Origin of the sequence: Kitasatospora sp. NPDC059571 (assembly GCF_042735675.1) — a bacterium.
Taxonomy (GTDB): domain Bacteria; phylum Actinomycetota; class Actinomycetes; order Streptomycetales; family Streptomycetaceae; genus Kitasatospora.
On sequence record NZ_JBHWBW010000048.1, the window covers coordinates 10,281 to 20,218 of the forward strand.

13 protein-coding genes are annotated in these 9,938 nt (G+C 74.0%); 6 read left to right on the forward strand and 7 right to left on the reverse strand.

What is annotated here, in order from left to right; all coding sequences use genetic code 11:
* Positions 1-85 precede the first annotated feature (85 nt).
* From ACFV0G_RS08610 to ACFV0G_RS08625, 4 genes are all read right to left on the reverse strand, one after another.
* Entirely contained in the window at positions 86-1,003 is a 918-nt protein-coding gene (locus ACFV0G_RS08610) for a hypothetical protein (protein ID WP_380543768.1), read from the reverse strand.
* A gap of 87 nt (positions 1,004-1,090) precedes the next feature.
* The gene (locus ACFV0G_RS08615; protein ID WP_380543771.1) at positions 1,091-1,525 is read right to left on the reverse strand and encodes a hypothetical protein; all 435 of its coding nucleotides are present in this window, start codon (positions 1,523-1,525) and stop codon (positions 1,091-1,093) included.
* A gap of 204 nt (positions 1,526-1,729) precedes the next feature.
* Positions 1,730-2,083 carry a VOC family protein gene (locus ACFV0G_RS08620; protein WP_380543774.1) on the reverse strand — a complete coding sequence of 118 codons (354 nt, stop codon included), beginning with the start codon at positions 2,081-2,083 and terminating at the stop codon, positions 1,730-1,732.
* 179 nt (positions 2,084-2,262) lie between these two features.
* Complete coding sequence (locus ACFV0G_RS08625; RefSeq protein WP_380543777.1) at positions 2,263-2,703, reverse strand: hypothetical protein; 441 nt, start codon at positions 2,701-2,703, stop codon at positions 2,263-2,265.
* Positions 2,704-2,919: 216 nt separating this feature from the next.
* Here ACFV0G_RS08625 and ACFV0G_RS08630 point away from each other — a divergent pair, with 216 nt between their 5' ends.
* The 4 genes from ACFV0G_RS08630 to ACFV0G_RS08645 all read left to right on the forward strand — a co-directional run bounded on the left by ACFV0G_RS08630 (position 2,920) and on the right by ACFV0G_RS08645 (position 5,431).
* Positions 2,920-4,074, forward strand: coding sequence for an anion permease (locus tag ACFV0G_RS08630; RefSeq protein WP_380543780.1), 1,155 nt, complete (start codon positions 2,920-2,922; stop codon positions 4,072-4,074).
* Positions 4,071-4,316 carry a hypothetical protein gene (locus ACFV0G_RS08635; protein ID WP_380543783.1) on the forward strand — a complete coding sequence of 82 codons (246 nt, stop codon included), beginning with the start codon at positions 4,071-4,073 and terminating at the stop codon, positions 4,314-4,316. Before ACFV0G_RS08630 ends, ACFV0G_RS08635 begins: the two co-directional genes overlap by 4 nt.
* 328 nt (positions 4,317-4,644) lie before the next feature.
* Positions 4,645-4,797: a hypothetical protein gene (locus ACFV0G_RS08640; protein WP_380543787.1), complete on the forward strand. Its 153-nt coding sequence runs from the start codon at positions 4,645-4,647 to the stop codon at positions 4,795-4,797.
* 214 nt (positions 4,798-5,011) lie between these two features.
* Positions 5,012-5,431, forward strand: a complete 420-nt coding sequence (locus ACFV0G_RS08645) for a family 43 glycosylhydrolase (RefSeq protein ID WP_380543790.1) — start codon at positions 5,012-5,014, stop codon at positions 5,429-5,431.
* A 55-nt stretch (positions 5,432-5,486) separates the two neighbouring features.
* Here ACFV0G_RS08645 and ACFV0G_RS08650 read toward each other — a convergent pair whose 3' ends face one another.
* The gene (locus ACFV0G_RS08650; RefSeq protein ID WP_380543793.1) at positions 5,487-6,518 is read right to left on the reverse strand and encodes a saccharopine dehydrogenase NADP-binding domain-containing protein; all 1,032 of its coding nucleotides are present in this window, start codon (positions 6,516-6,518) and stop codon (positions 5,487-5,489) included.
* Positions 6,519-6,628: 110 nt separating this feature from the next.
* Here ACFV0G_RS08650 and ACFV0G_RS08655 point away from each other — a divergent pair, with 110 nt between their 5' ends.
* Positions 6,629-7,624 carry a helix-turn-helix domain-containing protein gene (locus ACFV0G_RS08655; protein ID WP_380543796.1) on the forward strand — a complete coding sequence of 332 codons (996 nt, stop codon included), beginning with the start codon at positions 6,629-6,631 and terminating at the stop codon, positions 7,622-7,624.
* A 207-nt stretch (positions 7,625-7,831) separates the two neighbouring features.
* Here the strand turns inward: ACFV0G_RS08655 and ACFV0G_RS08660 are convergent, their stop codons facing one another.
* Positions 7,832-8,134, reverse strand: a complete 303-nt coding sequence (locus tag ACFV0G_RS08660; RefSeq protein ID WP_380543799.1) for a hypothetical protein — start codon at positions 8,132-8,134, stop codon at positions 7,832-7,834.
* Positions 8,135-8,233: 99 nt separating this feature from the next.
* The gene (locus tag ACFV0G_RS08665) at positions 8,234-8,974 is read right to left on the reverse strand and encodes a hypothetical protein (RefSeq protein ID WP_380543802.1); all 741 of its coding nucleotides are present in this window, start codon (positions 8,972-8,974) and stop codon (positions 8,234-8,236) included.
* A gap of 226 nt (positions 8,975-9,200) precedes the next feature.
* Between ACFV0G_RS08665 and ACFV0G_RS08670 the strand changes: the two genes are divergently transcribed.
* Entirely contained in the window at positions 9,201-9,821 is a 621-nt protein-coding gene (locus ACFV0G_RS08670) for an L-threonylcarbamoyladenylate synthase (RefSeq protein WP_380543805.1), read from the forward strand.
* Positions 9,822-9,938 lie beyond the last annotated feature (117 nt).

Below are 9,938 nucleotides of genomic sequence, written 5' to 3' on the forward strand. Positions count from 1 at the left end.
GCCCGCCCCCCCCCCCCCCCGCGCGCCGGCGCCGCGGCCGGCGGGGGCGGGGGGGGGGGGGTGGCCCCCCCCCGCCGGCCGCCGGTCAGCCGACCTCGAGGGTGAGGGAGGCGGTGTGGAGCCGGCCGCCGGTCTGGAACTGCAGGAAGAGCCGCCAGTTGCCGGACTGCGGGAACTCCGCGTGGAACGTCAGGTCCGGGCCGCCGTGGTCCCCGTTGACGGTGGTCTCGGGGTGCAGATGGGCGATGGCCGCGTCGCCGGAGTGGAAGGCGGTCAGGTGGGCGTAGGTGTCGAGGTAGGGCTGCAGGTCGGTGACCGGCTTGCCGTCCTTGGCGACGCTGATCGTCATCTCGTGGGCCATGTTCGCCATCGGGCTGCCCTTGACGGTGATCGTGTAGCCGTCGACCACGGCGGTGGCCGAGGCGGGCGGCAGCTGCTCGCTGGGGGCAGCGCCGGCCACCGTCACCGTCCGGGACAGGACGAGGGAGTTGCCCTTGCCGTCGCCGCTGTCCGGGGTGAAGGAGGTGTAGAGCCGCCACGTGCCGGGGGTGAGCGCGGTCAGCGGGGCGGTCCAGGTGCCGTCGGAGGCCATGGTCGGGTGGAGGTGCTGGAAGCCCGTCAGGTCGCCGCGGATGGCGTAGAAGTGCATCCGCTTGGTCTGCTCGACGGCGAAGTCGGTCACCGGCCGGCCGTCCGGCCCGGTGATCGCGAACCGGTAGTCGACCGCCTTCCCGGCGGGTGCGGCGGTGTCCGTGGCGGTGAGCCGGTAGCCGGCCTGGTTGTCGGACAGGCCGTTGCTGCCCATGCCGGGCATGGGGTCCATGCCTGCCATGAGCTGCGAGGGGGCGGCGGACGCGCCGGCGGACGCCGTCGCGCCGTGGTCCATGCCGGCCATGCCGTGGCCCGTACCGGAGGTGCCGCACGCGGTCAGCGCAGCGGCCAGGACGGCGGCCGCGGCAGCGGCGGCGAGGGTACGGCGGTGGTGCGGACGAGAAGAGGACATGGGTGATGGTCTCTCAGGTGGGCGTGCCGGGCACGCGCGGACATCGGGCCGGAACCCGTCCCCGTGTCCGGGGTCGGGCGGGCCCGGTCAGGTCCGGGAGATGCACACCTGGGTGAGAAGGACGCGGCCGGGCGTCGGCGGTCCGCGGCGGCGGCGCAGCACCGATCCCGCGGGCAGGCGCAGCAGCGACCGGGTGACAAGGGCCAGGAGCGGGAGCACCGCCAGCAGCGGCGGCGGGGCGAGGGCGGCGCGGGTCTGGGCCGGGGTGGAGACGCACTGGCCCCCGGCTGCGCCGTCGTGGCCCTCGCGCTGTGCACTTGGGCCGGGAGCGGCGGGGCCCGCCGCGTGTGCGGGGCCGTCGTGCATCCCGGCCGGCGAGGTGGCGGCCGTCGTCCGGGTCATGACGGCGTGGCATCCGCCGGCTGCGGCGGGGGCGCCGTGCATGAGGAACAGGCCGAGGAGCAGGGCGCACACGGTGAGGAGGCGGCCGGATGCCGTCCGCTCGGCCGTGGTGCCGTCCACCGTGGTGCTCTCCCGTCCTGCGGTGCCGTTGCCGGGCCGGTCGAGGGGTTCTCGACTGCCCGGAGTGAACGATACCCCTCCCGGGTATCGGCTGCAGCGTCCGCCCGGGCTGCCGTCCGCACGGCCACCCCCACCGCCGCCGCAGCATTGGCGCCACGGCCCGCACGGCGGCGACCGACCGTCGGAGTCCGCGAGCGGGTGCCGTCAGGCCGGCTGCCACAACTCGATGCGGTTCCCCTCGGGATCGGTCACCCACCCGAACCGGCCGACGCCGTCCATCTCCTGCGTCTCCCCGGCCACTTCCGCACCCTTGGCGCGCAGTTGGGCGAGCATCGCGTCCAGGTCACGGACCCGGAAGTTCAGCATCGTCTGCTGAGCGGGTGACCCGAAGTAGTCCGTCCCGGACTCGAAGGTCGCGAACACCGTCGGGCCCGCGTCCGGGCGCCACAGGCCGTTCTCATCCGCATCCAGACCCAGGCAGTCGCGGTACCACGCACCCAGCGACGCCGGATCCGCAGCCCGCAGGAAGTACCCACCGATCCCGACCACACGCTCCATGGGCCCCATCCTGCCAGCACCACCGCCCCGTGGGCCCGGCACCGCGCCACGAGCCACCGCGCATCGGTCCGGCGGCGGCCAGGGGCCGGCGAGCAGCCGCTCGGCCTCGACAACGATCTCCCGGGCCGGCTCCTCCCGGGTGCCTTCCGGGTTGGACGCGACAGTGCACTCGAGGGGGGTCAGCCCGCCCACGTGGTGTCGCCGGGCGGGACCTCACCGCGCAGCAGGCCGGCGAAGGCACGGCCGCAGGCCAGTAGCGGGCCGACGGGCAGGTCGTGGGGGAACTCCTCCTGATCCCCGCCCGTGCCGAAGGAGTTCACGAGATCCTTCGGCACGGTCGGAGCAAGCTCGAGCAGGCGCTGCAGGACGCCCTCCGAGAGGCGGAGCACGAGCGCGACGCGGTCGGGGTCGGTGCCGAGGTGCTCGTCGAGGCATGCGGAGACGCACCCCATGAAGCCGGCCGTGGCCTGCATCTCCCAGTCTCCGCGGGCATGCGCCAGCCACGCCGGCGCACCGGCGACCGCCCTGGCCTCCTGCGCCAAGAGGTAGAGCCATACTTCGGCCTGGTGGTCACGGACCCAGAATCCGGAGCCGCGGTAGTTCATGTTCGAGCTGCCCACGCCGCGAGTAGACCACGCGGGCTCGCAGGGCTCCACGGATTTGCGGCGCCCCCAGCCCGGCTCCCCCGCCGGCGCGGCGGCGACGGCGGCGCGACCGGGGCGTGGCTCCCCGCTGCGGCGGGATGTTGGTCCGACCGACTGACAGCCCTGGGCCACCCGGTGGGCGGGGGTGTCGCAGCGGTGGGCCGGTGGGAGCGTCAGGTTAGGTTCGGGCTCGTGACCGGCAACGATGCGGTCCTGGCGCTGGTGGTCGTCATCGCGCTGGGCTTCGACTTCACCAACGGCTTCCACGACACGGGCAATGCCATGGCGACCTCGATCGTCACCGGGGCACTGCCGCCGCGCGTCGCGGTCGCCGTGTCGGCGGTGCTGAACCTCGTCGGAGCCTTCCTGTCGACCGCCGTCGCGGCCACCATCGCCGGCGGCCTGGTCGACACCCAGGACGTGACCCTGACCGTGGTCTGCGCCGGGCTGACCGGCAGCGTCCTGTGGAACCTGGCCACCTGGTACCTCGGCATCCCCTCCAGTTCCTCGCACGCGCTGATCGGCGGCGTGGTCGGGGCGACGATGGCGGCGGCCGGCGCCTCGGCCGTCAAGTGGCAGGGCCTGGTCTCCAAGGTGATCGTCCCCGCGGCGCTGTCACCGTTCATCGCCGGCGCGGTCGCCGCCGTCGGCACCTACCTGGTCTACCGCCTCACCCGCGGCGTACCCGAACGCCCGCGCGGGCACGGCTTCCGGATCGGCCAGGTCGGCTCCGCCTCCATGGTCTCGCTCGCCCACGGGACCAACGACGCGCAGAAGACCATGGGCGTCATCACCCTGGCACTGATCGCCAACGGGACCCTCAAGTCCGGGGCGACGTCCCCGACCTGGGTGATCGCCTCCTGCGCGGTGGCGATCGCCCTGGGCACGTACCTCGGCGGCTGGCGGGTGATCCGCGCGCTGGGCAAGGGGCTCGTCGAGATCGAGTCGCCGCAGGGCATGGCCAGCGAGTCGGCCTCGGCGGCGGTGATCCTCTCCTCCACGGACTTCGGCTACTCGCTCTCCACCACCCACGTGGCCACCGGGTCGATCCTGGGCGCGGGAGTCGGCAAGAAGGGCGCCACCGTGCGCTGGCACGTCGCCCGCCGGATGGTGGCGGCCTGGCTGCTCACCCTGCCGGCGGCCGCTGCGGTCGGTGCGCTCGCCTACGGGGCCGCGGAGGGGATCGGCGGGACCGCCGGGGTGGTGGTGATCTTCATCGTGCTGGTGCTGGCGTCGATCGCCTTCTTCGTCGCCTCCCGCCGGCCGGCGGTGACACCGGAGAACGTCAATGCCGCGTGGACCGGATCGCTGCTGCCGGCACCGGAGTCGGAGGGGGCGGCACCGTGAACTCCTGGATCAACCTGAACGCCCTGTGGAGGATCGTCGTCGTCGGCATGCTCGCCGGCGCCGGCCTGCCCGCCCTGTTCGCGGTCGGCCTGCGGGCCCTCAACCCACCGGCCCGGGCGGGCGCGGCGACCACCGACCGGTCCACCGCCGGCCCCGTCGGTTACACACGGGCCGGGATGTGCTTCGCCGTGGTGCTCGCGGCCATCGGCTGGGGCATCTCCGTCATCGTCAACCACAGCTGACCACCCGTCGGCGCCCGCACCGCCACCGACCGAAGCGGGCGGCCTCCGCGCGCCGCGGCGGTCGTCGCACCAGCTCGACGGAGACGGGGGCCTCGGCGGGCGGCATCCGGTGCACGGTCACGACAGGAACCCTTCGGCCGCGGCCGGCCGACTCGCGGGGTTCACCTTCGGAACCCGCTCGCAACCTTCGATAAGAAGGGGTTCATTTGCCGTTGACCAGAAAATGAAAGGACGCGGGCGCGATCGGGTGTAGAATCTCAAGTGCGAGGGCGGCCTTCGGACCGGCATCACCGTGATGCCGCAGACCGCCCGTCAGGGGGAGATCACCATGGACCTTCAGCTCGATGCGGCCCGGGCGACCATCGAGGCGCGGCTGCGCGTCGCCGAGCAGCACCGCCTGGCCCGCGCCGCCCAGCGCACCAACCGCACCGCACGCCTCACCCGGCTCGCCCGCCAGGCCCTGACCGGCGTCGGCGCATGATCGACCAGGCGCCCGTCGGGCCGTCACCCGAGCACCGGTGACGGCCTGACGGGCAGCCCGATCGGAAGTCCCAACGGGCCTGCACCCGAACCGGGTTCGGCAGATCCGCGGCGACCCGCCGACCCCGCCCGTCCGTCCTTGCCCGCAAACGCGTTCGACACTGGCGTTCCCCTCGCTCGCCGCCCGCCCGGGAGGCAGCCACGGGAAGGCGCAGGTGGACGAGCACATCCCGCAGTCGCGCACAGCGCTGATACACAATCCGGTGCTGCCCGGCTCGCACCCCGACCCGTCGATCCTGCGCGTCGGCACGGACTACTACCTGGCCACCTCGACCTTCGAGTGGTACCCCGGCGTGCGCCTGCCCCACTCGCGGGACCTGGTCACCTGGCGCCCCCTCGGCGGGGCCCTGGACAGCCTGCGCCTGCTGGACCTGACCGGCTGCCAGGACTCCGGCGGCGTCCGGGCCCCCGACCTCACCCGCGCGGACGGCCTGTTCCACCTCGTCTTCAGCAACGTCTCCGGCTACGCGGGCGGGTCACCGACTGCCCGAACTACCTGGCCACCGCGCCGCACATCGACGGCCCCTGCTGCACGCCCGCTTCTTCGACGCCTCGCTGCTCCACTGGTGACCTGACCGGCCACCGGCTCACCCGGCGCTGAACCGAGGCCGCCGGGTGGGTCACGCCCCGCTACGCCTGCAGTTCCACGGAGATGTGCGGGGACAGGGAGCGGAGGAAGTCGGGCGCGTCGAAGATCTCGCCCGCGGAGGCGACACCGACCGTCCTGGTCCGCCGGGTGAGGATGCGTTCGACCGCCTCCACCGCGAGCGGCGCGGTGACCGCGTAGATGTCCCGGCCCCTCGCCACGGCACGCCGTTCGGTGCCGCCGGAGCGCAGCAGGACGTCGACGAGGAAGGTCTGTGCCGATCGGCCCCGGTCGTCGACCGCACTCGGCACCGGTGTGTCCGGCGCCGACAGGTCCCCGGCCGCCTCGACGGTCATGTAGGTGCGCACCTCGGGGACGGCGAGGTGGCTGGGCAGGGTCACCACATCGGCCATCGAGAACTCGCCGATGACGGCCCGCGGGCCCATCGGCTCAGGGAAGGGCCAGGTGAGGGTCGGCGCGGCGTCCTGCCAGTACTCCAGGCGGCCCGCCGTGTAGCGGACGCGCCGGCCGCCCCGCCGCTGCCGGGAGACGGCGCCCGCCGCACGCGTCCCGGCGGTGGGGTGCCAGCCGCTCAGCCCGTAGGCGATGTGCGCCTCGTCGGCGGCCGTCCAGTCGCCCATCGCGGCGGTGGCCAGCAGGTCGCCGAGGCCGCCGTAGAAGGCCATCGCGGGGACGATCGCCGTCCCCGCGGCCCGGGCGCGGTCCGCGAAGTCCGCGAAGGTGTCGACGTTGGCCTCGATCTCCGCCGCGACGTCCACGTACGGGATCCCGGCGCGCAGTGCCGCCTCGATGACGGGGGCCGCGGTCACGGCGAAGGGCCCGGCACAGTTGATCACTGCCGCCGCGCCCGCCAGTGCGCGGTCCAGCGCGGCCGGGTCGTCCACCGACGCCGGGCGGACGTCCCACCCCGGCCCGGTCGCCGCCATCGCCGCCAGCTTCGCCCCGTCCCGGCCCGACAGCACCGGGACGAACCCGCGGTCGTGCAGCCGCGCCACCACGAACCGTCCGGTGTGACCGTACGCACCGAACACCACCACCGTCTGCCCCGATCCCATGGGACCTCCTCCGTCCTCACCCGACCTGCTGCGATCCGTCACGGCCATCCTGCCGAGCGCCGGCACCCCGCACGAGTGTCCGGAACGCCACTACTCGTACAATTCCGGACATGGCCACTGTCGCACTGGCCGTCACCGACGGGATGCTGCACTTCGAACTGGCCCTGGCCTGCGAGGTCTTCGGCTCGGCCCCGGCCGCCGTGACGGTCCCCTGGTACGAACTCGCCCTCTGCGGTCCGGACGCCGTCCGGGTCGGCCGCTTCCGGCTGGAGCCCGATCACGGGCTCGACCGGCTCGCGCACGCCGACACCGTGATCGTCCCGGGCTGGGCCGACATCGACCGGGCACCGCCCGCCGACCTCGTCGACGCGGTGCGCGCGGCCCACGACGCCGGCGCACGCGTCGCCTCGCTCTGCACGGGGGCGTTCGTCCTGGCCGCCGCCGGCCTCCTGGACGGGAGGCGGGCGACCACGCACTGGGCGCACACCCGGGAGCTCGCCGCCCGGCACCCCGCGGTGGACGTCGACCCGGGCGTCCTCTGGGTGGACAACGGCCGGGTGCTCACCTCGGCGGGCAAGGCCGCCGCCATGGACCTCTGCCTGCACCTCGTCCGCCTCGACCACGGGTCGTCGGTCGCGAACACCCTCGCCCGCCACCTGGTCGTCCCGCCGCACCGCGACGGCGGCCAGGCCCAGTTCGTCACCACGCCGGTGCCCGCCCCGGACAACCACCCGCTCGCCGGCCTGCTCCCGTGGGTGCTCGCGCGCCTGGACCGCCCGCTGACCGTGGAGGACCTGTCCCGTCAGGCGCGGATGAGCTCGCGCAACCTGGGCCGCCACTTCCGGTCGGCGACCGGCACCACGCCCCTGCAGTGGCTGCTGACCCAGCGGATCCGGCACGCCCAGGAGCTGCTGGAGACCACCGACGACACCGTCGACTCCATCGCGGCGGCGGCCGGCATGGGCACCGCCGCCACACTGCGCCGGCACTTCAACCGCACGGTGGGCGTGCCACCGGACACCTACCGCCGCACCTTCCGCTCCCGCACCCGGCCGGAGCGCACGGCCGCCGACCGTACCTCGCGCCCTGCCCCCGACGTGCGGTAGGGCGGCGGGGGGGCGCCCCCATTATGGCGGGGGGGCCCCCCCCCGGCCCCCGGCGGGCTGCGCCTGGGGGCGCTAGGGGTGGAAGTCCGGGGTACCGTAAAACCGCGGGCCCGCGCGCCGCGCGGCGCGCGGTGCGCGGCCCGGGTGGCGGCGGCGGGGCGGGCCCCCCCGCCGCGGCGCGCGGCCCCCCCCCCCCGGGCCCGGTGCTCAGTCCTGGAGGTGCCGTTCGGTCAGCACGTCGAGGTTCCGGAACACCGGCGGCCCGTCGCAGAGCGCGGCGAGCTGCGCCGCGAACCGGGCCGTCTCCGGGCGGTCGGAGTTCTCCATCGCCTTCTCGTAGGAGGGGAACTCCACGATGTTGAGGTACACGTCCTGCCCGTCCCGGTCCCGGGCCTGCACGGCCCGCGTCGCGATGCTGCTGCCCTCGTTCTGCGCCACCCAGCTGTCCAGCAGGGCGGTGAATTCGTCGATGCGCTTCGTCCGGTACTCGATGATCTGGATGAACGTCACGGGTGAACCTCCTCGACTGCGCGGACGCCGATCGTCCCCGCCCAGCGTCCCCCCGGCACCGGAACCCCGCAAAAGCAGTCGGTCACGCTCCGTGGCCGGTCAGGCCAGGCGGTAGAGCAGAGGCATCGCTCCGGTGCGGTTGACGAGGAGGTTGGTCTGCACGTAGCTGCGGAAGCTGGGTCTGGCCAGCTGCCGGAGGAGGAAGCGGGGGACGCCGACGTCCCAGCGCGCGTGGTTGACGAAGGCGTAGTCGGCGTCGCCGATCGGCTGGAGGAGGGTCGAGTTGTCGAGGCCGGTCTCCCGGGCGTACCAGCCGGCGAGGTGGTCCCAGAGTTCCAGCGCGACGGCGCGGTCCTCGGCCACGAAGTGGTTGAACAGGAACAGGCCGGGACGGGACTTGTCGACGTCCCCGGTGGACTTGAGGCAGGAGGCCCGCATGACGAGGGTGTCGGCGGAGGCCTTGCCCACCGCGGTGACGAGGGCCCGGTAGGGGTCGGTGTCCTCCAGCCCGTCCAGGCGGTCGACGGAGGTGGTCTCGACGAGGACGGCGACGTCGTAGCGGGCCTGGTGGAAGCGGGGCTGCCGGGCGTAGCCGGTGGCCGGCGGGATGACGATCGCACGGTAGACGGTGGCCCTCTCCACGCTCTCGTCGGCCTCGATCTCGCCGGCGAGCGCCTTGAGGCGGTCGAGCAGCCCGGTCCGCCTCTCGTTGGCACGGGGGAAGGGCGGGCCGGTGGGCGGTGCGACGGCGGCGGCCAGGTAGACGTAGCCGTGCCGGGGCGGATCGACGAGGCGGGCGGGCGGATACTTGGGGCTCTGGTTGAGGAGTTCGAGCTGCATGATCACTCCCATCGGCCGTGCGGTGGCACGGCGCGGGTCGCCCCCTTCACTCCCTCCAGTCTCGTCCCTGCGTCCGTCGCCCGCAGGCACGGGCGGGCGAGATCACCGGATCGCCGGTGCCCGGCGGACGGCCCGGGCCCCGTGTGCACGCCGGTCGCGGAGCGACACCCGGGAAATGCGACCCTGACGTCCTGCCAGGGCCCCGTGGATCCCGTAAGGTCGGCCAATGGCGAAGTACTTCGACGTGCACCCGCAGACACCTCAGTCCCGCACCATCGGCACGGTGGCCGACAGCCTTCGGGCCGGCGCCCTCATCGCGTACCCGACCGACTCCTGCTTCGCGCTCGGCTGCCGGCTCGGCAACCACGACGGCCTCGACCGGATCCGGTCCATCCGGCGTCTCGACGACCGCCACCACTTCACCCTGGTCTGCCAGGACTTCGCGCAGCTGGGGCAGTTCGTCCACATCGACAACGACGTCTTCCGCGCCATCAAGGCGGCGACCCCGGGCAGCTACACCTTCATCCTCCCCGCCACCAAGGAGGTCCCGCGCCGCCTCCTGCATCCCAAGAAGAAGACGGTGGGCGTGCGCATCCCCGATCACGTCGTCACCCAGGCACTGCTCGCCGAACTCGGCGAGCCCCTGGTCTCCAGCACGCTGCTCCTCCCCGGTGAGGACGAGCCGATGACCCAGGGCTGGGAGATCAAGGAGCGGCTCGACCACGTCGTGGACGCGGTCGTGGACTCCGGCGACTGCGGCACGGAACCCACGACGGTCGTCGACTTCTCCAGCGGCGAGGCGGAGATCGTCCGGTACGGGGCCGGCGACGCGACGCGCTTCGAGTAGGCCGGGCGGCGGGCCCGACACCGGCCGCCAGCACGTCCACGGCGGGCGCGGCGCCTCGAGCAGGGCCAGGTCGGGAACCCGCTCGGGCCGGTCCTCCCGGACCGCGTGGCGCAGCCC

Bases quoted from the DNA above. Each gene is read 5' to 3' on its own strand.
- ACFV0G_RS08610 (WP_380543768.1), bottom strand. From the start codon at position 1,003: ATGTCCTCTTCTCGTCCGCACCACCGCCGTACCCTCGCCGCCGCTGCC.
- ACFV0G_RS08620 (WP_380543774.1), bottom strand. From the start codon at position 2,083: ATGGAGCGTGTGGTCGGGATCGGTGGGTACTTCCTGCGGGCTGCGGAT.
- ACFV0G_RS08640 (WP_380543787.1), top strand. From the start codon at position 4,645: ATGGACCTTCAGCTCGATGCGGCCCGGGCGACCATCGAGGCGCGGCTG.
- ACFV0G_RS08650 (WP_380543793.1), bottom strand. From the start codon at position 6,518: ATGGGATCGGGGCAGACGGTGGTGGTGTTCGGTGCGTACGGTCACACC.
- ACFV0G_RS08655 (WP_380543796.1), top strand. From the start codon at position 6,629: ATGGCCACTGTCGCACTGGCCGTCACCGACGGGATGCTGCACTTCGAA.
- ACFV0G_RS08665 (WP_380543802.1), bottom strand. From the start codon at position 8,974: ATGCAGCTCGAACTCCTCAACCAGAGCCCCAAGTATCCGCCCGCCCGC.
- ACFV0G_RS08670 (WP_380543805.1), top strand. From the start codon at position 9,201: ATGGCGAAGTACTTCGACGTGCACCCGCAGACACCTCAGTCCCGCACC.